The sequence below is a fragment of the Microbacterium sp. LjRoot205 genome (assembly GCF_056175745.1).
Map to the genome: position 1 here is coordinate 348,943 of NZ_JBGFFH010000002.1, position 24,567 is coordinate 373,509.

Annotated in this window: 21 protein-coding genes and 1 tRNA gene; 10 read left to right on the forward strand and 12 right to left on the reverse strand. The window is 67.7% G+C overall.

The features are described 5' to 3' along the window. Positions 1 to 41: 41 nt before the first annotated feature. Positions 42 to 1,283 carry a glucose-1-phosphate adenylyltransferase gene (glgC, locus tag AC04ME_RS07500; protein WP_042537543.1) on the reverse strand — a complete coding sequence of 414 codons (1,242 nt, stop codon included), beginning with the start codon at positions 1,281 to 1,283 and terminating at the stop codon, positions 42 to 44. A gap of 69 nt (positions 1,284 to 1,352) precedes the next feature. Between glgC and glgA the strand changes: the two genes are divergently transcribed. The 3 genes from glgA (at position 1,353) to AC04ME_RS07515 (ending at position 3,689) form a co-directional block, all read left to right on the forward strand. After that, positions 1,353 to 2,537: a glycogen synthase gene (glgA, locus tag AC04ME_RS07505; RefSeq protein ID WP_042537541.1), complete on the forward strand. Its 1,185-nt coding sequence runs from the start codon at positions 1,353 to 1,355 to the stop codon at positions 2,535 to 2,537. A gap of 17 nt (positions 2,538 to 2,554) precedes the next feature. Then, complete coding sequence (locus tag AC04ME_RS07510) at positions 2,555 to 3,340, forward strand: ABC transporter ATP-binding protein (RefSeq protein WP_042537538.1); 786 nt, start codon at positions 2,555 to 2,557, stop codon at positions 3,338 to 3,340. A gap of 91 nt (positions 3,341 to 3,431) precedes the next feature. Next, on the forward strand, positions 3,432 to 3,689 hold the full coding sequence (locus AC04ME_RS07515) for a type B 50S ribosomal protein L31 (RefSeq protein ID WP_042537536.1): 258 nt from the start codon (positions 3,432 to 3,434) through the stop codon (positions 3,687 to 3,689). Between the two features lie 75 nt (positions 3,690 to 3,764). On the opposite strand, the gene AC04ME_RS07520 is transcribed toward AC04ME_RS07515, so the two are convergent. The 3 genes from AC04ME_RS07520 to AC04ME_RS07530 all read right to left on the reverse strand — a co-directional run bounded on the left by AC04ME_RS07520 (position 3,765) and on the right by AC04ME_RS07530 (position 7,364). After that, on the reverse strand, positions 3,765 to 4,046 hold the full coding sequence (locus AC04ME_RS07520; protein WP_042537534.1) for a hypothetical protein: 282 nt from the start codon (positions 4,044 to 4,046) through the stop codon (positions 3,765 to 3,767). 65 nt (positions 4,047 to 4,111) lie between these two features. Further along, positions 4,112 to 5,359: an alpha/beta fold hydrolase gene (locus AC04ME_RS07525; protein ID WP_042537532.1), complete on the reverse strand. Its 1,248-nt coding sequence runs from the start codon at positions 5,357 to 5,359 to the stop codon at positions 4,112 to 4,114. A 1-nt stretch (position 5,360) separates the two neighbouring features. Then, the gene (locus tag AC04ME_RS07530; protein WP_475434358.1) at positions 5,361 to 7,364 is read right to left on the reverse strand and encodes a GmrSD restriction endonuclease domain-containing protein; all 2,004 of its coding nucleotides are present in this window, start codon (positions 7,362 to 7,364) and stop codon (positions 5,361 to 5,363) included. Between the two features lie 176 nt (positions 7,365 to 7,540). Between AC04ME_RS07530 and AC04ME_RS07535 the strand changes: the two genes are divergently transcribed. After that, the gene (locus tag AC04ME_RS07535) at positions 7,541 to 8,314 is read left to right on the forward strand and encodes a hypothetical protein (protein ID WP_042537528.1); all 774 of its coding nucleotides are present in this window, start codon (positions 7,541 to 7,543) and stop codon (positions 8,312 to 8,314) included. A gap of 190 nt (positions 8,315 to 8,504) precedes the next feature. Next, a complete protein-coding gene (locus AC04ME_RS07540) occupies positions 8,505 to 9,008 on the forward strand; it encodes a DUF3145 domain-containing protein (protein ID WP_042537526.1) in 504 nt (167 codons plus the stop codon). A 136-nt stretch (positions 9,009 to 9,144) separates the two neighbouring features. On the opposite strand, the gene yczR is transcribed toward AC04ME_RS07540, so the two are convergent. Continuing rightward, a complete protein-coding gene (gene yczR, locus AC04ME_RS07545) occupies positions 9,145 to 10,548 on the reverse strand; it encodes a MocR-like transcription factor YczR (RefSeq protein ID WP_042537524.1) in 1,404 nt (467 codons plus the stop codon). Between the two features lie 95 nt (positions 10,549 to 10,643). Between yczR and yczE the strand changes: the two genes are divergently transcribed. Further along, on the forward strand, positions 10,644 to 11,309 hold the full coding sequence (yczE, locus tag AC04ME_RS07550; protein WP_042537522.1) for a membrane protein YczE: 666 nt from the start codon (positions 10,644 to 10,646) through the stop codon (positions 11,307 to 11,309). 62 nt (positions 11,310 to 11,371) lie between these two features. On the opposite strand, the gene AC04ME_RS07555 is transcribed toward yczE, so the two are convergent. The 6 genes from AC04ME_RS07555 to aceE all read right to left on the reverse strand — a co-directional run bounded on the left by AC04ME_RS07555 (position 11,372) and on the right by aceE (position 19,005). Continuing rightward, the gene (locus AC04ME_RS07555; protein WP_475434361.1) at positions 11,372 to 12,610 is read right to left on the reverse strand and encodes a beta-ketoacyl-[acyl-carrier-protein] synthase family protein; all 1,239 of its coding nucleotides are present in this window, start codon (positions 12,608 to 12,610) and stop codon (positions 11,372 to 11,374) included. A 90-nt stretch (positions 12,611 to 12,700) separates the two neighbouring features. Further along, the gene (locus AC04ME_RS07560) at positions 12,701 to 12,949 is read right to left on the reverse strand and encodes an acyl carrier protein (RefSeq protein WP_017202249.1); all 249 of its coding nucleotides are present in this window, start codon (positions 12,947 to 12,949) and stop codon (positions 12,701 to 12,703) included. A gap of 69 nt (positions 12,950 to 13,018) precedes the next feature. Next, positions 13,019 to 14,020 (reverse strand): beta-ketoacyl-ACP synthase III, encoded by a 1,002-nt coding sequence (locus AC04ME_RS07565; RefSeq protein ID WP_042537516.1) that lies wholly within the window; start codon positions 14,018 to 14,020, stop codon positions 13,019 to 13,021. Continuing rightward, positions 14,017 to 14,937 (reverse strand): ACP S-malonyltransferase, encoded by a 921-nt coding sequence (locus AC04ME_RS07570; protein WP_475434364.1) that lies wholly within the window; start codon positions 14,935 to 14,937, stop codon positions 14,017 to 14,019. Before AC04ME_RS07570 ends, AC04ME_RS07565 begins: the two co-directional genes overlap by 4 nt. Before the next feature lie 104 nt (positions 14,938 to 15,041). After that, a complete protein-coding gene (locus AC04ME_RS07575) occupies positions 15,042 to 16,247 on the reverse strand; it encodes a PucR family transcriptional regulator (RefSeq protein ID WP_056377454.1) in 1,206 nt (401 codons plus the stop codon). A gap of 31 nt (positions 16,248 to 16,278) precedes the next feature. Continuing rightward, on the reverse strand, positions 16,279 to 19,005 hold the full coding sequence (gene aceE / locus AC04ME_RS07580; protein ID WP_309689029.1) for a pyruvate dehydrogenase (acetyl-transferring), homodimeric type: 2,727 nt from the start codon (positions 19,003 to 19,005) through the stop codon (positions 16,279 to 16,281). Positions 19,006 to 19,158: 153 nt separating this feature from the next. Between aceE and AC04ME_RS07585 the strand changes: the two genes are divergently transcribed. Both AC04ME_RS07585 and AC04ME_RS07590 read left to right on the forward strand, forming a co-directional pair. After that, positions 19,159 to 19,231: transfer RNA gene (locus tag AC04ME_RS07585), tRNA-Val, on the forward strand. A 191-nt stretch (positions 19,232 to 19,422) separates the two neighbouring features. Then, positions 19,423 to 19,857 carry a hypothetical protein gene (locus tag AC04ME_RS07590; RefSeq protein ID WP_042537510.1) on the forward strand — a complete coding sequence of 145 codons (435 nt, stop codon included), beginning with the start codon at positions 19,423 to 19,425 and terminating at the stop codon, positions 19,855 to 19,857. A gap of 57 nt (positions 19,858 to 19,914) precedes the next feature. Here AC04ME_RS07590 and AC04ME_RS07595 read toward each other — a convergent pair whose 3' ends face one another. Continuing rightward, positions 19,915 to 20,751, reverse strand: a complete 837-nt coding sequence (locus AC04ME_RS07595; protein WP_042537505.1) for an alpha/beta fold hydrolase — start codon at positions 20,749 to 20,751, stop codon at positions 19,915 to 19,917. Positions 20,752 to 20,945: 194 nt separating this feature from the next. Between AC04ME_RS07595 and AC04ME_RS07600 the strand changes: the two genes are divergently transcribed. Next, positions 20,946 to 22,199 carry an MFS transporter gene (locus AC04ME_RS07600; protein WP_475434367.1) on the forward strand — a complete coding sequence of 418 codons (1,254 nt, stop codon included), beginning with the start codon at positions 20,946 to 20,948 and terminating at the stop codon, positions 22,197 to 22,199. A gap of 62 nt (positions 22,200 to 22,261) precedes the next feature. After that, a complete protein-coding gene (locus AC04ME_RS07605; protein ID WP_311878734.1) occupies positions 22,262 to 24,550 on the forward strand; it encodes a helix-turn-helix domain-containing protein in 2,289 nt (762 codons plus the stop codon). Positions 24,551 to 24,567: the final 17 nt, after the last annotated feature.

The window sequence follows — 24,567 nt, forward strand, 5'->3', positions numbered from 1 at the left end:
CAAGGCGCGGGTCGGTGCACGGCGGTCTTCGGCCGACATCCTCAGCGATCGATGAAGAGCCCCTTGCCCACCACAGTGATGCCGGATTCGGTCACGGTGAAGCCTCGCGCGAGATCGCGTTCGCGGTCGACGCCGACGGTCGCGCCGTCGGCGAGCACGACGTTCTTGTCGAGGATGGCTCGATGCACCCGGGAACCGGCGCCTACTCTCACTCCGTCGAAGACGACCGAATCGGTGATGGTCGAACCGCCGCCGGCGAGAGTCCACGGGCCGACGACGCTGCGCTCGAGATGCGTGCCCGAGAGCACGGATCCGAGGGACACGATCGAGTCGATCGCGTTGCCGATACGCCCGACGGAGTCTCGCACGAACTTCGCGGGCGGCGAGTTCACGGCCTGCGAGTGGATGGGCCACTCCATGTTGTAGAGGTTGAAGATCGGCAGCGTGGAGATCAGGTCCATGTGCGCGTCGAAGAAGGAGTCGATGGTGCCCACGTCACGCCAGTAGGAGCGGTCGCGCGGGGAGGACCCCGGGACGTCGTTGCGCTTCATGTCGTAGTAGCCGGCCTCGCCTCGATCGACGAAGTACGGCACGATGTCGCCGCCCATGTCATGACCGGAGGTGGGGGACTCGCCGTCTGCCTCGACCGCGGCGATCAGCGCGTCGGCGTCGAAGATGTAGTTGCCCATCGAGGCGAGCACCTCGTGAGGGGAGTCCTCGAGCCCTGCGATGTCGGTCGGCTTCTCGAGGAACTGCTTGATGCGGCCCGACTCGGTGTCGGCGTCGATCACACCGAACTGAGACGCCATCGCGAGCGGCTGGCGGATGCCGGCGACGGTGGCCTTCGCGCCCGACTCGATGTGCGCGTCGAGCATCTGCCGGAAGTCCATGCGATAGACGTGGTCGGCACCGATCACCACGACGATGTCGGGCTTCTCGTCGTTGATGAGGTTGAGGCTCTGCAGGATCGCGTCGGCCGAGCCGGAGAACCAGCGCTTTCCGAGACGCTGCTGCGCGGGCACGGAGGTGACGTACGAGTCGAGCAGCGCCGACATGCGCCAGGTCTGCGAGATGTGACGGTCGAGGCTGTGCGACTTGTACTGCGTGAGGACGACGATCTGTCGCAGACCCGAGTTGATGAGGTTCGATATCGCGAAATCGATCAAGCGATACTGTCCGCCGAAAGGCACTGCAGGTTTTGCTCGGTCGCCCGTGAGGGGCATGAGACGCTTTCCCTCGCCGCCGGCGAGGATGATGCCGAAGATCTTCTTTGGTGCGGACATGCACCCACAATAGATGTGATTCGGCTCGGCTAACTAGCATCTGGACAAGTGAGTCACTACCGTCTAGACATGCGCGTCGAGATGATCACGAAGGAATACCCGCCGGAGATTTACGGAGGTGCCGGTGTGCACGTCGCAGAGCTCGTCACGGCCCTGCGGCAGAATATCGATGTACAGGTTCGTGCCTTCGGTTCCCCCCGAGATGAGGCGGGTACTTTCTCCTATCAGGCCCCGTCGGAGTTGGCCTCGGCCAATGCCGCTCTGCAGACGCTCGGGACCGATCTCGAGATCGTGGCGGCCATCTCCGACGCCGACCTCGTGCACAGCCACACCTGGTACGCGAACTTCGCCGGACACCTCGCCTCGCAGCTGCACGGCATCCCTCACGTGCTCACCGCCCACAGTCTCGAGCCGCTGCGCCCCTGGAAGGCGGAGCAGCTCGGCGGGGGATACGCGGTGTCGAGCGGCATCGAGAAGCTCGCCTACGAGAACGCTGCGGCGGTGATCGCGGTCAGCGCCGGCATGCGCGAAGACATCCTGCGCAGCTATCCCTCCGTCGACCCCGCCCGGGTGCGTGTGATCCACAACGGCATCGACGTCGAGCGGTGGCGTCCGGTGCAGAACCCCGCGTTCCTCGAGTCGGTGGGCATGGACCCGACTCGACCGTCTGTCGTCTTCGTCGGTCGGATCACCCGTCAGAAGGGTCTGCCGTACCTCCTGCAGGCCGCTCGTCTGCTGCCGCCGGAGGTTCAGCTGATCCTCTGCGCCGGCGCACCCGACACCCCCGAGATCATGGCGGAGGTGCAGGAGGGCGTGCGGCTTCTCCAGCAGACCCGCGAGGGCGTCATCTGGATCGATCGGATGCTGCCGCGCGACGAGCTCTCGGCGATCCTCACAGCGGCCACGACCTTCGTATGCCCGTCGGTGTATGAACCGCTGGGGATCGTGAACCTCGAGGCCATGGCGTGCGGTGCCGCTGTCGTCGGCACGGCCACCGGGGGCATCCCCGAGGTCGTCGACGACGGCGTGACAGGGCGTCTCGTGCCGATCGAGCAGCTGCAGGACGGCACAGGGACGCCGGTCGACCCCGAGCGCTATGTCGCCGACCTCGCGAGCGTGCTCACCGAGGTGACGTCCGATCCGGAGCAGGCTCGCGCCTACGGCGCGGCCGGTCGGGAGCGCGCGCGCGACGAGTTCAGCTGGGATGCGATCGCCGACACCACGCGCGCGCTCTACGCGGAGCTGACCGCCTGAGCCGATAGGCTGGAGGCATGTCGATCGCCTTGGAATTCACCGACGTCGTCGTGCGCCGCGAGGGGCGCGACATCATCGATCACGTGACCTGGCAGGTCGACGATGATCAGCGGTGGGTGATCCTCGGACCCAACGGCGCCGGCAAGACCACACTGCTCCAGCTGGCGGACACGCTGATGCACCCGACCTCCGGAGCCGTCACCGTGCTGGGGGAGACCCTCGGTCGAACCGACGTGTTCGAACTGCGCCCCCGCATCGGCTTCGCCTCGTCGGCGATGGCGAAGCGCGTGCCGCGCGACGAGACCGTCCTGAACACGGTGCTCACGGCGGCGTACTCCGTTCTGGGGCGCTGGAACGAGAACTACGAGGACATCGACGAGCGCCGCGCGCTGCGGGTGCTCGGCGACTGGCGTCTCGACCACCTGGCTGATCGCACGTTCGGAACCCTGAGCGACGGCGAGCAGAAGCGCGTCCAGATCGCCCGGGCCGTGATGACCGACCCCGAGCTGCTGCTGCTCGACGAGCCGACGGCCTCGCTCGACCTCGGTTCGCGCGAGGAGCTGCTCGCGCTCCTGAGCGGCTATGCCTCGTCGCCGACGACACCCGCGATGCTGATGGTCACGCATCACGTCGAGGAGATCCCGGTCGGTTTCACGCACGTGCTGCTCATGCGCGAGGGGCGCATCGTGGCAGCCGGACCCATCGCCGAGACCCTGACCGCCGATACGCTGACCGAGACGTTCGGAATGCCGATCGTTCTGAGCAGCGACGAGGGCCGCTACGCGGCCCGCGCGGCATCCTGACGCGGATCTGATAGAATCGATCCTTGGTGCTCTCTGCACCGCAGACTTCCCTCGTCCCTGGCACAATCCAGGGCAGCAACTAAGGAATCCCATGAAGACTGACATTCACCCCGTGTACAAGGCAGTCGTGTTCCGCGACCTCGGCTCGGGCGAGACGTTCCTCACCCGTTCGACTGTCTCCAGCGACAAGACGATCGAGCTCGACGGCGTCGAGTACCCCGTCATCGACGTCGAGATCTCGTCGGCATCGCACCCGTTCTACACGGGCAAGCAGCGCATCATGGACTCGGCCGGCCGCGTCGAGAAGTTCAACCAGCGCTTCAAGGGCTTCGGCGGATCGAGCAAGTAACGATCACCGCGTTCGAAGGCCCCGTGTTCCTCGGAACACGGGGCCTTCGTCGTCTCATCCCGGTGGATCGCGGGGTCAGATGTCGATGATGATGCGTTCCCCGTCGATCCTGCCGGGCGGGTCGCCGGGAGCGGGCGCCGGTGCGGTGCGCTTCGTCTGGCGATCGCGCTCCATCCCGGCCTCGTGTGCCGATGGCATCCAGATCGCGTCGAACGAACCGCCCAGTCCGCCGCCTGCGCTCTCGTACTTCTTCTCGAGCGGCGCCTTCGCGTAGACCGCGACGATCACCACGACGATCGCGATCACCACGACGAGGAGGATCGCGATCGTGAGCAGCATCCCGAGTGCGTCGGCCATGAGACCAGGCTATTCGGCCGCCGCCGCCTCGGCATCCGTCTGCAGGAGGATTCCGGCGGAGATGCTCAGCGGATGCGTCGTCCGTGCGCGAGGTCGATGAGGTGCGTCAGCACAGGGCCGGAGCGCACGCCGTTGTGCTCGTGCTCACTGGTCACCCAGAGCTCGACGCCGGGCAGCAGGCGTGCGGTCTCGAGTGAGAACTCCATCGGGACATAGACGTCGTTCACATAGACGGCGGCAGCGCCCGTCGCACCGGAGGCGGCGATGGCGACCTCGTTGTAGATCCGGGGCCACTCGAAGTCCGCCAGCGCGAGCGTGACGTCTCGCCACGGCTGGAAGGCGGGCACGGTCTCGGTCCACTCGCGGCGGATGTGCTCGCCCGTGAACAGTGTGACGTCGTCGCGGAAGTCCTGCGGCTCTGTGCGTTCCGCCGACCAGCGTGTGGCGTGCCCGCTCGCGTAGCTCGATTCGTGGAACGCGAAGTAGAGCGGGTTGCGGCCGCCGTACGGCATGGCGTGCATCAGATCATGGCGGAACGCGTTCGACGCGGGATCGCGCTCGAGCAGCGACCATACGGTCTGCCACCCGTCATTCGTGCCGAGCGCCGAGCCCACGGAGCGCAGCCGTGACGGCGAGACCACTTCGCCGTCGGGAAGCACGATCTCGCCTGCCGCGGCCTGATCGACCAAGCGGCGCATGACGTCTCGGTGCTCGGGGAACCGGCGGTAATACCGCTCGGAGGCGGCGCGCATCTTGTCGTAGCAGAGCGCGTAGACCTCGTCGGGGTGCCGGTCGACGGTGCTGAGTCCGCCGGTGATGAAGACATCGGCGAGCGAGTCCGAATCGGTGGACAGGTAGGCCAGGGTCGTGAATCCCCCGAAGGACTGGCCGAGCACGCTCCACGTCTCCGCGCTGAGGTGCTCGCGCATCGCCTCGCAGTCGCGGACGATCGCATCGGCGCGCAGATGCGTGAGGTACTCGGCGACCGCAGCGGAGCCGCGCTCGAGATCGGCATCGCCGACCGGCGTCGAGAGCCCGGTGCCTCGCTGGTCGAGCATCACGACCCGATAGTGCGCGAGGGCCTCGTCGAGCCAGGCGGGGGACGTCGACGAGTGGAACGGTCGAGGGGCCTCGTGGCCCGGCCCGCCCTGCAGGAAGACCAGATAGGGGAGGCGTTCGCCTCCTTCTCGTGTGACGACCCGCGCGAAGATGTCGATCGTGCGGGTGTCTGTCGGATCTCCCCACACGAGCGGGACGGTCAGTGTGTGCTCTTCGACTGTCAGGTCGAGGAGGCGGCGGATGGTTGTCGTCATGTCACATCACATTCCCGATGTAGGAGTACTTGACGAAGACCTCCGAGGCGATGTCCGCCTCGTCGAGCGCGCCCTGCACTGCGTTCATCATGTAGTTCGAATCCCAGCCCATGTAGAGGTGGTGGGTATCGTCCAGCTGATCCCACTGCCCCTTCCAGGCCATCGAGTCGTAGATCGGGCCGCCGTGGGCGGCGCAGTACGACACGGCGGCATCGCGGGTGTCCGTCCACGCGCGACGGAAGACGCGGTTGAAGAGGTGTTTGACGTCGAAGACCTCCCAGCGCTCTCCGCGGTACTCGACATACTCGAACTCGCGCTCCCACCCGGCCGGCCACCCGCGCCGACGCACCGCATCGAGGATGGGAGTGAGCCCGTCGTCGTCGATCTCGGGCAGTGCGGGGCGGGCCCAGATCCTCAGCAGATCGGAGGTGAGCCGGATCGTGCGCTGAGAGATGGCCGCCGTTCCCCACGTCTCCGTGGCAGCGAGTGCACTGGTCTCGGGGACGGAGCTGCGAGCATACGCCGCGCCCCGTTTCACGGAGTACGACTCTCCGAAGACCCGCTCAGCGAGGGACTGCTCGAGCAGAGTGAGATTGCCGAGTGTCGGGGCCAGCGCGCGATGCGCGTTGCGCTCGTCGTCCGAGTAGTCGATCCACGGACGCTGGCCGTCGCCCGACCAGCTGTCGCTGGGGACTGTGGGCACGATGTGCTCCACATCGAACTCGTCAGGGTCGTCGACTCCCTCGAGCCGCCCGAGGACATAGGCCGGATGCGGCAGCTCGCTGTACTTCAGCACGGCGCTGACGCGCTCGTCCGACGGCGTGATCCGGGCGAACGCTCGAGCCAGTGCCTCTCTTCCGTTCGCGCGCGCTCGGCAGAGGCGGGCCACGAGTCGCTCGTTGGGCAGGTTCACGAGCGTGCGCCGCAGATACATCGCCTGGATCCACTCGAGCGTCTCGACGAGCTCGTCGCGGCCGATGAGCCCGCGGCTGTGATCGCTGTAGACGCTGAGGACCAGCGGATAGGCTGCGCGGCCGAAGGTGTTCACGTATCGCAGCTGCCGAGCGATCTCGGGGTCGCGCTCGAGAGACGGGTCGAGCAGGATGCCGTAGATCTCGGCGTAGTGGCGCCAGACCTCGGCATCCGCCTGCAGGTGATCGAGGTCGACGCGGGGGAAGGACTGTCGGAACGCGCTGTAGACACCGTGCTCGCCGTTGGCCGCCACCTCGCGCCCCGTCGTCATCACGAGGTAGTGCCGCCAGAACGCGCCGATGGTCTCACCGGTGTGCTGCTCGATCGGGAGCCAGAACCGCGCCTCGACGTCGAGCTGCTCGGCGTGGGTCAACCCCATCAGCATGTAGTTGTGGATGAGCTCGTGATCGCGCAGCGGCTCGCCGGTGGAGTTCAGGCTCTCGAAGATCTGCTGCGCGTTCGCGTCGGCGCCGAGGGTGATCGAGACGTGCTCGAGCTTCTTCAGCCCCGCCCAGATCTGCGGCGCCTCGTCGGCGTGCACCTGGCTGCGGAAGAACGCGTAGTTGTCATCGAACCGCGATTCGCGCTCTGCCTGGACATCGCGCTCCAGCACCACGGATTCGTACAGCTCGGCCCACGCGTCGTGAGGGCGCAGCTTGGTGCGATCGGGGTCGTCCGGGCGCACGAGCACCCGGTCGAGGTCGGCGGCGAGCAGGGGATCGGAGTCCTGAACCGCATGTCGGAGCGCTGCGACCAGCAGCATCAGCGTCGTGATGCGCTGCTGGCCGTCGATCAGCACGAGGTCGGTGTCGGCGTCGCTGTCGTCGGCGGCCGAGAGGATCGACCCGATGAAGTGACGGTGCGACGAGTCTTCGCGGGCGACGGCCCGGACGTCGGAGAGCAGCTGCTCGCAGCCGCCGATGTCCCACCTGTACTGACGCTGGTACACCGGCACGACGATGGTCGTGGAGTCCTCTGCGAGCCACTCGATCGTGTTGACAGCTGTCGCCTCGACGTTGGTCGCAGTGCTCATGCTGGTGTCTCGTCCTCCCGTAACGCCGTGCGCCGAGGAGTCGCCAGGCGCCCGATTCAGTCTATTCGCTTATTCACGGCGGCCCTCGGCGGCGCTCCAGAAGTGCCCTGTTAGGCTTGCCTTATCAGGGCCTGTTAAAACGTGCTGGCCCCCGATGAAAGGATCTGGTTCAGATCATGGGATACATCAAGTCCGCTGCGCTCGAAGACAAGGGCTTCGTCGTTCTCGACAGCTACAACCAGGAGCTCGACCCCAAGGAGTGGCTCGACATCGAGTACAACGACTGGAAGTCGTCGGGTGACACCCGCTTCGCCCCTCTCGCCAGCGCCAAGGGCGAAATCGAGTGCAACGGCTTCTGGAACCACAAGCCGCCGCGCACCGACAAGGATGGCGTCTGGATCGACTCGCAGACCGCCAAGGCCCCCAACCTCACGCGTCGCGCGCAGGAGCCCGGTGCCAACGTCGGTCGCTGCCGCGTCATCGAGCTGCAGCCGACTCCGTACGGCGAGTGCCTCTACAACCTCCACCAGGACGACAACAACCGTCTGAACCCCGACGGCACCGGCTGGGTCGTCCGCGGGTTCTTCAACCTCAGCGACGACAAGGACAGCTTCTTCGTCCTGCGCGAGAACCGCACCGACCCGAGCATCGAGTACCGCATCGCTCTGCCGGCGGGCGCTCAGCTCATCGTCGACACGCAGCGTCTGTGGCACGCCGCGACCCACGTGGGCACGGAGCCGCGCTACTGCCTCATCACGTCGTGGACGTCCGGCCCCGAGCTCGACGCCTACATCGAGAAGTACCACGGCACGCAGGACGTGCCTAACGTCGAGGTCCCGCAGGAGGTTCTCGAGGCCGGATACGCCGAGCAGGCCCGCCGCGACGCCGCACGCGCCGCGTACTACGCCGCAAAGGGACAGCAGGTCAAGCAGGCCATGAGCGAGGCGTGATCCTCGTCTGATCAACGGCCGTTCGCGGTCTGAAGGCCCCGGTCCCGCGCGACCGGGGCCTTCGTCGTGTGAATCACATGCTTGTGATTTCGCCTGGTCTGGGCGAGAATAGGCCCACAACCGCATATTCACGCCAGTTCTCGTTGTTTCAGGTCGTTGGGGAAGACGCACCTGATGAAACGGAGAGATCATGGCGACGGCTTACGCACGCGGAGTGGTGTTCATCCACTCTGCACCTCGCGCGCTCTGCCCGCACCTGGAATGGGCGGTCGGTCGCGCTATCGGTCGCGCAGTGAACTTCGACTGGAGCGACCAGCCGGTGCTCGACGGCGCTCGACGCGCCGAGTTCTACTGGGACGGCCCGGTCGGCACGGGTGCCGCTCTTGCAACCGCGATCCGCGGGTGGGAGCATCTCCGTTTCGAGGTCACCGAGGATCCCACACCCCGCAGCGACGGCGGACGCTGGCTGCACACGCCCGACCTCGGCATCCACTATGCGCAGACGGATGCCGCGGGAAACATCGTCGTGGGCGAGGACCGCATCCGCTATGCGATGGAGATCGCCGCAGGCAGCGCGACCGAGCTGCAGCGTGAGCTCGACATCGCGCTCGGCTCCGCCTGGGACGAGGAGCTGGAGCCGTTCCGTCACGCGAGCGACGACGCCCGCGTGGTGTGGCTGCACAAGGTCGGCTAGGCGGACCCACAGACCTGGAACGGGAAGGCGCGAGTATCGGATGCCGGTGAGCGATCCCGGACGCTGAGAAGGCGAATCCCCGTTCCACAGATGACGAAGACCCCGTCCCGAACATCCGGGACGGGGTCTTCGTCTGTCAGATCACGGCCGAGCGTGGCATCTCGGCCCCGGCCGCGCGGCCCCCCGTCATGACGTCCTCCCACGCGAGTCTCAGTCGCCCCATCGCCTCGGCGGTGCGCTCAGGCGGCAGGGTGATCGGAATGCGCAGGCGCCTCTCGAGCACGCCGCCCGTCGAGAACCGCGGCCCCGGCGGAAGGATCAGTCCGTGAGCACGCGCGGCCAGCGACAGGGCGGTCGACACGGGGGCGCCGAGGTCGAGCCAGGCGGAGAGTCCGCCTCTCGTGGGTGGCATGGAGATGGTCTCGAAGGAGCCGAGTCCTGCCGCCACGGCTTCGCGGCCGGCATACAGGCGTGTCGCGACATGCGCGGTGAGCGCCGGCATCTCCTGCAGCAGCTCGACGGCGATGCACTGTTCGAGCAGCGCGGTGCCGAGCTCGAACGAGGGACGGGTGGCGAGCAGACGGGTCATGACCGAGCGGTCCGCCCGGATCCAGCCTATGCGCATGCCTCCCCAGGCGATCTTCGACATCGAGCCGACGGTGATCACAAGCGGGCTGAAGGCGGAGAAGGGAAGCGGGGTCCAGTCGCGATCGATGTCGAGCTCGGCGGTCGTCTCATCGACGATCAGGTGTGTGCCGACGCTCCGTGCCGTGGCCGCGATGCGTGTCCGCTCGGCGTCGGAGAGCGTGGCCCCCGTGGGATTGTGGAAGTCGGGGATCAGGTACGCGAGGTGGGGGCGTCCGCGCAGCAGGGTGTCGGTGAGATGGCCCTCGTCCCATCCTGTGACATCGACCGGCGTCGGCAGCAGCCGGTACCCGTGGCGGTGGAGCGCCTCGAGCGCATGCGGGAAGGTGGGCTGCTCGACGAGCGCGCGCTCGCCCCGCCGGCCGATCGAGGCGAGCACCAGATTGAACGCGTTGAGCGCGCCGGACGTGATCATGATCTCGTCCGCATCGGTCGGCACTCCGCGCTCGATGAAGCGCTGCGCGACAGCCTCCCGCAGCTCGGGGAGCCCTTGCAGTGAATAGCCGCTGGTGCCGCGCATGGCAGCGAGCCGAGGGAGTGACCGCACTGTCGCGTCGTACAGCCCAGGCGTCGAATCCATCGACGCGATCGACAGGTCGATGGCCGACTCGTCTGCTGCGCCGCCGGCCGGGGCCGCGGTGTGCGGCAGAGTGACGCGAGTGCCGCCCCCGTGCAGACGAGAGACGTAGCCGTCGCGCTCGAGGAGGTCGTAGACACGGGTCGTGGTGGAACGCGACCGCCGCAGCTCGATCGCGAGCGATCGCTCGCTCGGCAGCCGCTCGCCCACGGTGAGTCGACCGTCGAGGATCAATGCGCGGATGTGCTCCGCGAGGGCCTTGGCTGTGGCGCCGGCGACGTTGTGGGCACCGAGCTGCTGGACGAGCCGTGAGGTCATGAGTCCATGATGCCGCAAAGTGGACTGAAGAAAGCAGGCCACTTCTCGCCGAGTGGTCTCGTGAACCAGACGGATGGGTGGGCCAGCATGGAGAGATGCAGCTTCGTTCCGTTCTCCTCCCGATCAGCGCCACCAGTCGACGCGACGTCGTCGAGCGCATCGTGCAGCTGCTCGTGGGGTTGTTCCTCTACGGCGTCGCCCTCGGTCTGATGGTGCGCGGAGGCATCGGCGTCGCTCCGTGGGACGTCCTCGCTCTCGGCGTCTCGGGGCAGACGGGGATCGGATACGGCGTCGTCACCGTGCTGGTCTCGGTGCTCGTGCTGCTCCTGTGGATCCCCCTGCGGCAGCGCGTCGGGCTGGGCACCCTGCTCAATGCCCTGCTCGTCGGGCCGAGCGCGGATCTGGCTCTCGCCGTCATTCCCGCACCGACATCGATCTGGGTCGGGGCACCGATGTTCGTGGCGGGACTGTTGCTGCTCGCCTTCGCCACCGGGCTCTACATCGCGGCGGACTTCGGTCCCGGCCCGCGGGACGGCCTGATGACGGGGCTCGTGGGTCGCACCGGGTGGCCGGTGTGGCTCGTGCGCACCCTGATCGAGGGCGGCGTGCTGCTGATCGGCTTCCTGCTCGGTGGTCCGGTCGGCGTGGGCACGGTGCTCTTCGCCTTCGGCGTGGGACCGCTCATCGGCTGGTTCCTTCCGTGGACCACTCGCATCCGTGCGGCGAGATCCCGTCAGCTCGCGCGGGCGACCGCCCACTAGACCTGCAGACACGAGAGCGGCCCCCGGGATACCCGGGGGCCGCTCTTCGTCAGCGCTGCAGGTCAGTCGGCGCTCGCGAAGACGGCGACGGCGTTGTGGCCACCGAAGCCGAACGAGTTGCTGATCGCGAAGAGCTGGCCGTCGCCGAGAGGCTGCGCCTCGCCCGAGAGCTTGAACGGCACAGCCGGATCGGGTTCGGTCATGTTGATGGTCGGCGGGGCGACGCGGTCGCGGAGCGCGAGCAGCGCGAAGATCGCCTCGAGGGCTCCCGTGCCGCCGAGCAGGTGCCCGGTCGACGCCTTGGTGGCCGAGACGGGGATCTCATCGATCCGCTCGCCGAAGACCTTCTTGAGCGCGACGTACTCGTTGGGGTCGCCCACGGGGGTGGACGTCGCGTGCGCGTTGATGTGCGCGACCTGGTCGGCGGTGATGCCGGCCTCGTCGAGCGCCTGCGTGACGGCCCGTGCGGCGCCGGTGCCCTCGGGGTCGTTGCCCGTGATGTGGTACGCATCAGCGGTGACGCCACCCCCTAGAACGTAGCCGTAGATCTTGGCGGCGCGTGCCTTGGCGTGCTCCTCGGTCTCGAGGATGAGCGCGGCTGCGCCCTCGCCCATCACGAAGCCGTCGCGGTCGATCGCGCCGGGACGCGAGGCCGTGGCCGGGTCGTCATTGCGGCGGGACAGAGCCTGCGCGGACGCGAACGACGCCATCGTGATCGGGTGGATGGCCGATTCGGTGCCACCGGCGATCACGACGTCGGCGAGACCGTCCTGCAGGTGGTGGAAGGCGTGGATGATCGACTCGGTGCTCGAGGCGCAGGCGCTGACGACTGTCTGCGCGTAGGCACGAGCCTGGAACTGCAGCGACAGGTTGCCGGCCGCCGCGTTCGGCATGAGCATCGGAACGGTCAGCGGCATCACGCGGCGGGGGCCCTTCTCGCGCAGGGTGTCCCACGCGTCGAGCAGGGTCCACAGGCCGCCGATGCCGGTGGCGAAGTCGACTCCGAGACGCTCGGGAGCGACCTCGGGAGAACCGGCATCCGCCCAGGCCTCGCGTGCCGCGATGAGCGCGAACTGCGAGGAGGGGTCGAGCCGCTTCGCCTCGTGGCGGGGCAGGACCTCTTCGGGGCGGACGATCGCCTCGGCGGCGAAGGTGACCGGAAGTTCGTACTGCTGCACCCAGTCGTGCTCGAGGGTGCGGGTGCCGGACTGGCCTGCGAGCAGGTTCGTCCAGTTCTCGGGTGCTGTCCCGCCGATGGCGGACGTGGCGCCGATGCCGGTGACGACGATGCGCTTGGTCATGTGTGGTTCCTTGTCAGGCGGGTCGAGCAGAGAGCGGGCAAGGCGGAGGATGCCACGCCCCGGCAGCGCGGGGGTGGCATCCTTCGAGGATTACTCCTGGCCTGCGACGATGAAGTTGACAGCGTCGCCGACGGTCTTGAGGTTCTTGACCTCGTCGTCGGGGATGGTGACGCCGAACTTCTCCTCGGCGTTGACGACGATCGTCATCATCGAGATCGAGTCGATGTCGAGGTCGTCGGTGAACGACTTCTCGAGGGCGACCTCGGATGCGTTGATGCCGGTCTCGTCGGTGATGAGCTCTGCGAGGCCTGCGAGGACCTCATCGTTGGTGAAAGCCATGTGGTCTTCCTCTTTCTTACGGGTTTGTATTCGGAACCGTGGAACAGTCTAGGGAAAGTCGGCGCGTTCTCAGGGGAGGACGACGACCTGGGCGGCGAACACGAGTCCGGCGCCGAAGCCGATCTGCAGCGCGAGCCCACCCGAGAGCTCGGGATGCTCGGCCATCAGCCGGTGGCTGGCGAGGGGGATCGAGGCTGCCGACGTGTTGCCGGTGGTCTCGATGTCGCGCGCGATCACGGTCGACTCCGGCAGCTTCAGCTGCTTGGCGAACTCGTCGATGATGCGCATGTTGGCCTGATGCGGGATGAACGCGGCGATGTCGGTCGGTTCGACGCCGGCCTTGTCGAGCGCCTCGCGGGCGACCTTCGCCATCTCCCACACGGCCCAGCGGAAGACCGTCTGGCCCTCCTGGCGCAGGGTCGGCCACGGCACCTCGCCGTCACGGAACTCGGTCAGGGTCGCGTTCATGCCGACCGCATCGGCCTTGGAGCCGTCCGAACCCCACACTGCGGGGGCGATGCCCGGCGTGTCGCTCGGACCGATGAGTGCAGCGCCCGCGCCGTCGCCGAGCAGGAACGAGATGCTCCGGTCGGCAGGGTCGACGACGTCGGAGAGCTTCTCCGTGCCGATCACGAGCGCGTAGCGTGCGGCGCCCGACTTGATGAGCGCGTCGGCCTGAGTGATCGCGTAGGCGTAGCCGGCGCAGGCCGCGTTGACGTCGTAGGCGGCAGCCGGGTTCGCACCCACACGGTCGGCCACGATCGCCGAGACCGACGGCGACTGCTTCGGGTTGCTGATGGTGGCGACGATCACGAGGTCGATCTGGTCGGCGGGAACGCCGGACTTCTCGATGGCCTCCGCGCCGGCGATCGCGGCGAGGTCGATCGCATCCGTGCCCTTGTCGGCGCGCACGCGGGTCACGATGCCGGTGCGCTGGCGGATCCACTCGTCGCTCGAGTCGATGGGGCCGATCAGGTCGTCGTTCGGCACGGCGTTCTCGCCACGGGCAGCACCGAAGGAGTAGATCCGCGTGAAGGCGGGACCGGTGACCTGGTTCAGGATGGGGCTCATGCGGCTTCTCCGTTCAGCAGCGCGACGGCCGCATCGAGATCATCGGGGGTCTTCACGGCCACGGAGGGGACTCCGCGCAGACCGCGCTTGGCGAGACCGGTCAGCGCGCCGGCGGGCGCGAGCTCGATCAGGCCGGTGATGCCGTGATCGGCGAACGACGCCATGCAGAGGTCCCAACGCACCGGTGACGACACCTGGTCGACGAGGTGGCTCAGGGCCTGTGCGCCATCGGCGACGACGGATCCATCGCGGTTCGACCAGAGGGTGATCTGCGGGTCGGACGGGGTGACCGTCGCGACCGCATCGCGCAGAGCGGCGACGGCTGAGGCCATGTATGACGTGTGGAATGCGCCGGCCACCTGCAGCGGGATGACGCGGGTCCCCTTGACGGGCTCGGAGGCAAGGGCGTCGAGTCCTGCGAGCTCGCCGGCGACCACGAGCTGTCCGCCGCCGTTGTAATTGGCGGGTGAGAGCCCGAGCTCGGTGAGACGCGTGAGGATCGCCTCTTCATCGCCGCCCAGCACGGCGCTCATGCCGGTGGGGGTCTGTGCCGCCGCGTCAGCCATGGCGCGGCCGCGGATGCCCACCAGGCGCATGCCGGTCTGGGCGTCGATGACACCGCTGCCCACGAGCGCGGCGATCTCGCCGACCGAGTGCCCGGCGACACCGTCGGCGGGGCGACCGCCACGCGCCGTGAGCGCGTTCGCCGCGATCAGGGATGCGGCGACGATCAGAGGCTGGGCGATGCGCGTGTCGCGGATCGTGTCGGCATCCGACACCGTGCCGTGCTGCTGGAGATCGACCTCCGCCGCCTCGGAGTACGCGGCGAGGCTGTCTGCCACACCGTCGAGCTCGAGCCAGGGGGAGAGGAAACCGGGGGTCTGCGAGCCCTGTCCAGGGCATACGACGACAATCACAACCCCAGTCTGCCAACGATCCGCCATCAGTGGTGGATGATCCATCACAAGATTCGAGAAAACCCTTGTGTGTGGCGTACAGCTGATGGGGCTCAGATCGCCGATCAGCGCGACGGACGACGCAGGGGAGCCCTGCGTCGGACCTGCTCTGCGGCGCCGATCGAACCGAGGATGAGCGCGGTCTGCAGGATCAGAGCCTCGCGCGGACCCGTGGCGTCCCAGCCGATGACCTCGCTGACGCGCTTCAGGCGGTAGCGCACGGTGTTCGGGTGCACGAACAGCTCTCGGGCGGTCGCCTCGAGCGAGCGGCCGTTGTCGAGGTAACTCCAGAGCGTCGTCACGAGATCGGTGGAGTGCGCCTGCAGAGGGCGATAGATGCGTTCGATCAGCGTCTGCTTGGCGAGTGGATCGCCCGCGAGCGCCCGTTCGGGAAGGAGGTCGTCTGCGTCGACCGGACGGGGAGCGCTGCGCCATGCGCGCGCCACGGCGAACCCGGCGAGGGCCGCCCGTGCACTCTGGCTCGCGTCGACGAGCGCGGCGACCGCAGGCCCGAGCACGACGTAACCGGGGCCGAACGAGGGCTCGAGTCGCGTCGCGATCTCTTCGAAGCCGAGTTCTTCCTCTTCGCCTTCGGCAGGCTCCTGGCCGGCGATGCGAGCGCGGCCGATCACGAGCACGAGTCGGGATCCCTGCACTCCGATGAGCACGTCGACAGCGAGCTTTCGCGCTGTGCGACGCACGAGGTCGACGTCGAACTGCGGCGGAGTCGTGCCGACCAGCACCGCGACCTCTCCGTGACCGTGCCAGCCCAAGGCAGCGATCCGACTCGGCAGCTCTTCGTCCGCTTCACCGGTGAGGATGGAGTCGACGACGAGGGCCTCGAGTCTGGCATCCCACAGACCGCGGGCCTCGGCGGCTCTGGCGTAGACGTCGGCCGCGGCGAAGGCCACGTCGCGGGAGTAGAGCAGGATCGCCTCTCGGAGATCTGCGCCTCTTCCGGCGACGCGCTCTTCGGTCACCTCGACGGTGACTCGGATGAGCTGCAGAGTCTGCTGCAGGCTGACGCTGCGCAGCAGCTCTCTGGGTGCGGCCGCGAAGATGTCAGCGGCGATCCATGGCGTCGACGTCGGATCCTCATACCACTGGATGAACGACGTGATGCCCGCCTGAGCCACCAGCCCGACCGCAGAGCGGCGGGCTGGTGGCATGTCGGCGTACCACGGGAGGGTGTCCTCGAGGCGCTTGATCGTCACCGAGGCGATGTCGCCGGAGATCCGGCGCAGCCAGGTGAGCGTGGCCGACTTGTCCATGCCGCGCGAAGAGGAACCCGTCACCGACGACTCAGCTTTCGCCGCCCGCGTTGCCGCTGGTGCCGGCGTTCACGTCGTGCAGGCTGTACTTCTGGATCGCCTGCGCGGCGAGAGAACGGTCGACGACCCCGTCTTCGGCGAGAGACTGCAGCGTGCGGACGACGATCGACGGACCGTCGATCTTGAAGAAGCGACGAGCGGCTGCACGCGTGTCGGAGAAGCCGAAGCCGTCGGCGCCCAGCGTCGCGAAACGCTGCGGGACCCACGGACGGATCTGGTCCTGCACGGCGTGCATGAAGTCGCTCACGGCGACGACGGGACCCTCGGCACCCTGCAGCTTCTGCGTGAGGTACGCCGTGCGGGGCTCTTCTTCGGGGTGCAGGAAGTTGTGCTCGTCCGCGGCCAGGCCGTCGCGGCGCAGTTCGGTCCACGAGGTGACCGACCAGACATCCGCGATCACGCCCCAGTCGTTCTTGAGCAGCGCCTGCGCCTCGAGGGCCCAGGGGAGTCCGACGCCCGATGCGAAGAGCTGAGCGCGGGGGCCTTCGCCCTCGCCGACCGACACGCGGTGGATGCCGCGCACGATGCCGTCGACGTCCACGTTCTCCGGCTCGGCGGGCATGACCATCGGCTCGTTGTAGAGCGTGATGTAGTACATGACGTTCGGGTCTTCGTGCTCTCCGCCGTACATGCGCTCGAGACCGGAGCGCATGATGTGCGCGATCTCGTATCCGTAGGCGGGGTCGTACGAGACCGTCGCCGGGTTGGTGGCGGCGAGCAGGTGCGAGTGGCCGTCGGCGTGCTGCAGGCCCTCACCCGTGAGGGTGGTGCGGCCGGCCGTGGCGCCCATGATGAACCCGCGGGCCATCTGGTCGCCGGCGGCCCACTGCGCGTCACCCGTGCGCTGGAATCCGAACATCGAGTAGAAGAGGTAGATCGGGATCAGCGGCTCGCCGTGCGTGGCGTACGAGGTGCCGGCCGCGGTGAACGCCGCGAGTGCGCCGGCCTCGTTGATGCCGACGTGCACGATCTGACCCTGCGGGCTCTCCTTGTAGGCGAGGAGGAGCTCACGGTCGACCGAGGTGTAGTGCTGGCCGTTCGGGTTGTAGATCTTCGCGGACGGGAAGTAGGCGTCCATTCCGAAGGTGCGGGCCTCATCGGGGATGATCGGCACGATGCGGTGGCCGAAGTCCTTCGAGCGCAGCAGGTCTTTCAGCAGTCGGACGAACGCCATGGTCGTGGCGATCTCCTGCGTGCCGGAGCCCTTCTTCGGCAGGGCGTACGCCGTGTCGTCGGGGAGCGCCAGGCCGACGTGCGTCGAGCGACGCTCGGGCAGGAAGCCGCCGAGCGCGTTGCGACGCTCGAGCATGTACTGGATCGTCTCGTCCTGGGGGCCCGGGTTGTAGTACGGGGGCAGGTACGGGTTCTCCTCGAGCTGCGCGTCCGTGATCGGGATGTGCATCGCGTCGCGGAACGTCTTGAGGTTGTCCAGCGTCATCTTCTTCATCTGATGGGTCGCGTTGCGGCCCTCGAAGTGCGGACCCAGGCCGTAGCCCTTGACGGTCTTGGCGAGGATGACGGTGGGCTTGCCCTTGTGCTCGGTCGCGGCCTTGAAGGCGGCGTAGACCTTGCGGTAGTCGTGGCCACCGCGCTTGAGGTTCCAGATCTGGTCGTCGGAGTAGTCCTTGACCAGAGCAGCGGCACGCTCGTCACGGCCGAAGAAGTGCTCGCGGACGTACGCGCCGGACTCGGCCTTGTAGGTCTGGTAGTCACCGTCGGGGGTGACGTTCATCAGGTTGAGCAGCGCGCCCTCGGTGTCGCGGGCGAGCAGGTCGTCCCACTCGCGGCCCCAGACGACCTTGATGACGTTCCAGCCGGCTCCGCGGAAGAACGACTCGAGCTCCTGCACGATCTTTCCGTTGCCGCGCACAGGGCCGTCGAGACGCTGCAGGTTGCAGTTGACGACGAAGGTGAGGTTGTCGAGGCCCTCGTTGGCTGCGACCTGCAGCTGACCGCGGCTCTCGACCTCGTCCATCTCTCCGTCGCCAAGGAAGGCCCAGACGTGAGACTCGGAGGTGTCCTTGATGCCGCGGTTCTCGAGGTACTTGTTCGACATCGCCTGGTAGATGGCGTTGATCGGACCGAGACCCATCGAGACGGTCGGGAACTGCCAGTACTCCGGCATCAGCCGCGGGTGCGGGTACGAGGGGATGCCGTACGGCGCGTGCGACTTCTCCTGGCGGAAACCGTCGAGCTGGTCTTCGCTCAGGCGGCCTTCGAGGAACGAGCGGGCGTACGTGCCGGGGGAGGCGTGACCCTGGACGAAGATCTGGTCTCCGCCGCCGGGGTTGTCGAGACCCTTGAAGAAGTGGTTGAAACCCACCTCGTAGAGGGCCGCCGACGACGCGTAGGTCGAGATGTGACCGCCGACGCCGATGCCGGGGCGCTGTGCGCGGTGCACCGTGATGGCCGCGTTCCAGCGGATCCACGCGCGGTAGCGACGCTCGACCTCTTCGTCGCCCGGGAACTCGGGCTCGTTCTCAGGAGCGATCGTGTTGATGTAGTCCGTGGTCGGGACCATCGGCACGCCCAGGTGCAGCTCCTTCGAGCGCTTGAGCAGGCTGAGCATGATCTCGCGGCCACGGCCATGGCCCTTCGCGTCGACGAGCTCGTCGAGCGACTGCTGCCACTCGCCCGTCTCCTCCGGATCGCTGTCGAGGGGGCCCTGGGAATACGGATCCTGGTCGTGCACAGTCACGGGGGAGCCTTTCGTCAAGCTGGCAGGTCATGCCATTGAAACGGGAAGCGACGCGGGCAACCTTGTCGGTTGTACACAACGCGTGCCGCCCTCAGCCTATCCCCCTTCCACGACATCGGTGCGCATCGGGTCATCTGTAGACTGGACGCACCAGGGCCTTTAGCTCAGCTGGTAGAGCGCCACGTTTACACCGTGGATGTCGTCGGTTCGATCCCGGCAGGGCCCACCTCATCGATCGCCTGCTGACGGTGGACGATCCTCCACCTCAGGTCTCCGACGGGCGCGGAACTGTACTCTGCAGTGTCGAGAATGGCCAGGCCCGGGGGGATCTCTTCGTGCATCGTCGCGCCGCTCGTAGAGTTCTTCGTGGACTCTGAGCGGCTTGCGGACGTCGAGGCGATCCGGGAAGGAGGCCACGTGAAGAGCTGTCGAGAGTGTTCGTTCGTCCTGGCCGATCCGGTGGGCAGGCTCACCGTGTCGCGTGTCGGACTGTTCTCCGACGCCCGGTTCCCCGGCCGGAGCATCCTGAGCCTCCGCGATCACTACGACGACATCGCCGACGCGCCGGCGGAGATCGCCGAGCTCTTCCTGATCGACATCCAGTTCGCCTCCCGCATCATCCGCCGAGCGACCGGAGCCGATCGCATCGACGTCGCACTCTCCGCGGCCGCAGGGCTGCATGTGCATGCGCACCTCGTCCCCCGGCGCCGAGACCGCGATCCTCGTCCCGACCACGGTCCCGACGAGGACCCGAGGGCGCACCGGCCGCTCGAGCCGCTGCCCGAAGCGATGGCCATCGGACTGCTCGCTGCGGCCTTCGACGTCGTCGGGGCCGGGATCTCCGGCTCCTAGCGACGGGCGCGCCCGGGAACTGAGCCCGGATGCGCCCGCCGCATCGCGCTGAGACTGCTACTGCTGGATGAAGGCGAGGATGTCGGGGTTGATCACGTCGGCGTGCGTGGTCAGCATGCCGTGCGGGAAGCCCTCGTAGATCTTCAGAGTCGAGTCGCTCAGAAGCTCGGCCTGCTTCACCGATGCATCCTTGTACGGCACGACCTGGTCGTCATCGCCCTGGATGACCAGCACCGGCACCGTGATGGCCTTGAGGTCGTCGGTCTGGTCGGTCTCGGAGAAGGCCTTGATCCCCTCGTAGTGAGCCAGGGCGCTGCCCGTCATCCCCTGGCGCCACCAGTTCGCCACCACGGGCTCGGAGAGTTCCACGCCCTCGCGGTTGAATCCGTAGAAGGGGCCGGAGGCGACCGCCTGGAAGAACTCCGCACGGTTCGCCGCCAGCGCCTCGCGGAAGCCGTCGAAGACCGAGATCGGCGTGCCCTCGGGGTTGGCGTCGGTCTGCACCATCAGCGGGGGCACGGATGACACGAGCACAGCCTTGGCGACTCGGCCCTGGGGCTGACCGTACTGTGCGACGTAGCGTGCGACCTGGCCGCCACCCGTCGAGTGGCCGATGTGAATCGCGTTGCGGAGGTCGAGGTGCTCGACGACTGCCGAGGCATCGCTCGCGTAGTGATCCATGTCGTGCCCGGTGCCGATCTGCGACGACCGTCCGTGCCCGCGGCGGTCGCTGGCGATGACACGGTAGCCCTTGCCGAGGAAGTACAGCATCTGGGCGTCCCAGTCATCCGACGAGAGCGGCCAGCCGTGGTGGAACATGATGGGCTGAGCCTCGGGGCTGCCCCAGTCCTTGTAGTAGATCTCTGCGCCATCATCCGTGGTCACGAACGCCATGATCAGCCTCCAGGTTTCCGTCGTCCCGAACGATGCCGGACGACTGTCGGTCGCCCCACGTCTGCTTCGTGGGAGCGCGACCACGCTAACCCGCGCGCCGTCATCGACCGCTCGACATCTGTCCAGGATCCGCCCCGTGCGCTTTCGACATCCGTCCGGTGCCGACCGGGCAGGGCGTCGATAGTGTCTCCACCATGACGAACTCCCGCCTCTCACACGGTGCGGGATTCTGGGTGGTCGCGTCAGCCTTCCTGCTCGTGATGGCGTACGCGACGGTGCCGACACCGCTGTACCCGCTCTACCAGGAGGCCGACGGGTTCCCCGTCTCCGTCATCACGCTGATCTTCGCGGCCTTCGCCGTCGGCGTCGTGCTCAGCCTGTTCCTGCTCGGGCACGTCAGCGACTGGATGGGTCGGCGCCGGATGCTGGTCATAGCGATCCTCATCGCGGTGCTCAGCGCCGTGCTGTTCCTGCTGTGGCACGAGGTGCCCGGCCTCCTCGCCGCGCGACTGGTGAACGGTGCGAGCGTGGGCATCCTCACTGCCACGGCCACCGCGCATCTCGGCGAGCTGCGCGCGCACGCCCGACCGAGCGAGAACGTCATCGTCGCCGCATCGGTGGCCGGTGCCGCGAACCTCGGCGGGTTGGCGCTGGGACCGCTGATCGGCGGTCTGTTCGCCGAGTTCCTGCCCGCACCGCTCGTGCTGCCGCACGCGGTGTTCCTCGTCGTGCTCATCGTCGCCGCGATCGCCGTCGCCTGCGTTCCCGAGACCGTGACGCCGCCGCACGAGCCGCGGCGGTATCGACCGCAGCGGATCGCCGCGCCCCCGCGATCGAGGACGGCGTTCGTCGCCGCGGGTTTCGGCGCGTTCGCGGGGTTCGCTCTCTTCGGGCTGTTCACCTCTCTTGCACCGACCATCCTCATCAGCACGTTCGGCGAGCACGACCATCTTCTTGCCGGCGTGACGGCGTGCTCGGTGTTCGCCGCTGCGGCATCCGGGCAGGTGGCGCTCGCCCGCGTGCCGATGCGCATCCAGCTCGCGGTCGCGGCCGTCTGCTGCGCAGTGGGCCTCGTCGCGGTCGCAGCAGGAACTCTGCTGCCGTCGCTCCCGGTATTCCTCGGAGGAGGCATCGTGGCGGGCGTCGGAGTGGGGCTGCTGTTCAGATCGGCGGTCGCCACGGCATCCGCTCTCGCGGAGTCCGGTCGACGCGGTGAGACGCTGGCGCTGATCTTCCTGATCGCGTACTGCGGTCTCGCCCTGCCGGTCCTCGCGATCGGTGTGATCCTCACCTTCGCATCGCAGACCGCTGTGCTGCTCGTGTTCATCTCGATCGTCCTGATCGCGACGGTCTCGGCAGCGGTGGTCATGCGTCGCGCGTTCGTCGGGCCCGCGTCGCGCGCGCAGCGTGGAGTATTCGTCCCGATCGATGACGAAACCGCCCCGTAACCGTCCCGCCATCGTTCCGCGGAGAAGACCTGCCAAGCTGATCTCAGCGAAAGGCGGACGTCGTGACCGAACCCTCACCCTTCGGGCTGCTGCTGCGGTCGCTGCGAGTGGGCCAGAACCTGACCCTCGAAGCGCTCGCCTCGCGATCGGGTGTCAGCGTTCGCACGATCGGCGACCTCGAGAGAGGCGCAAGCGTCTCTCCCCAACGCCGCACCGTCGACGCGCTGGCCGACGGACTGGGCCTCGATGCGGCCGATCAGCATGCGTTCCTCCGCGCTGCGCGCGCCCGACCGCGTGCCGCCCTCGCGAGCGACGGCCCTGGGGCGATCTCCCCGCACCGGGTGTTCGACTTCTCGGGCCGCGACGCCGAGATCGATGAGGCGCTCGCGATCCTCTACGGTCCGCCGGCTCCGGATCCGCAGCGCCCCGCACTGATCATCAGCGGGGCCCCGGGAATCGGCAAGACGACCGTGGCGATCGAGATCCTCGAACGGGGAGGGCAAACGAGCGGCCACCACAACGTCTTCCTCGGGCTGGACGGCTTCAGCTCGTCGCCCCTGACTCCGCTGCAGGTGATGACCGCCATGCTGCGCCAGCTCCCCGGAGCGGAGCAGAAACCGCCCGCGGATCTCGGCGAGGCGAGAGCGCGATGGCGGGCAGCCGTCGACATCGCCCCGGTCACGGTGCTGCTCGACAACGTCGCGAACGAGGCGCAGATCCGTCCCATCCTGTCGATCTGCGCCGGCGATGTCGTCGTCGTGACCTCTCGCCGCAGCCTCGCAGGTCTCGAAGGCGTGCGGCGACTGCGTCTCGGACCACTTCGACGACAGGAGAGCATCTCCTTCCTCCGTCGGCTGATCCCGCAGGCCGTGACCGACGACGATGCTCTGGGTGAGGTGGCGGGCCTCTGCGACGACATCCCTCTGGCGCTGCGCGTGGTCGGCAATCGCATCGCCAGCCGGCCCGCATGGACGGTCGATGACCTGCTCGGCCGGATGCGCACGTCGGAGGACCGGCTGCGTCTTCTCGTCGCCGGTGATCTGGCCGTGGAAACCGCCATCTCGCTCTCCTACGACGAGCTCGACCCCCGCACCGCCGCCCTGTTCCGCTGGATCTCCCTCATCGACGGGAGGACGTTCGGCGCTCACCTCGCCGCCGCGGCGGCGCGTTCAGCCGATCTCGCCGAGGTCGAGTCTCGCCTGGACGATCTCACCGATCTGGGGATGCTCGAAGCACGCGGCGGCGATCGCTACCGCCTTCATGATCTGATGCGACTCTTCGGCCGGAGCAAGCTGCGCATGACGGTCGGACCGGACGAGATAGCGCGGCGCCGTGACCACGTTCGATCCTGGCTGCTCGGAAGCCTGGAGCGCGCGGGCGCCTGGTACGAGCCGATGCGGGAGCCCACGGACCTCGGCCGCACCGGGAGAGGGTTCGTCAGTGCGGAGGCCGCCGCGGCCTGGATCCGCGCAGAGGTCGAGCACTGGTGGCCGGCGTATACGGAAGCCGCAGAGCTCGGCGACGATGCGGTGGTCTGCGATGTCGCCGATGCGCTGCACTGGTATTCCGACATCTGGATGACGTGGGGCAACTGGCACCGGTTCTACTCGCTCGCGGCGAGCGCGGCGCAGCGCTTGGGGGATCCGGCGAAGGAAGCGGCGCAGCTCGGATATGTCGCGTGGGCTGAGATCGTCGAGGTCGGCGATCGCGAGAAGGCGGTGATCACCGGACGGTCGGCGCTGGCTGCTGCACGGCGCGCCGGGGATTCGGCCCAGGAGGGCTGGGCGCAGTACTACATCGGATGGGCGAGCTGGACCCTGGATCGTCTCGTCGACGCTGATGGGGCTGCCCTCGCTGCCATCGACGCATTCACCGCTGCGCACGAGACCACGGGGCTGGAGAACGCCCAGGTGCTGTCATCCATGATCAAGGGCAAGCGCGGTCAGTTCCTCGAGTCCATCGCGGCGACGGAGGCCACCCTCGCGAGGGTGCGATCCACCGAGACCTCGGACAGCCTCACCAGCATCGTCACCCAGTACGCGGCGTGCCTCGACCTGATCGACGCCTACGTCGCCGTCGGACGATTTGAGGATGCGATGCGGATCGGCGAGTCGGGCATCGCCATCGCTCGCTCGTTGAACGACGACACCCGAGTGCTGCTCATGATGCGCAGACACATCCGTGCGCTGATCCACGCCGGCGAAGGCGAGGCCGCGATCGCCGAGGCTGATGAAGCTCTGACTCTTCTGGGGCCGGGCAGCAGCGAGGCGTTCATCTTCGAGAGGGTGCGTCGTGACGTGTCGGCCATCGGGACGCCGCGATCGCCGGAAACAGCCGTGGAGTCCGCATGACGGTCGGTTCGCGACAC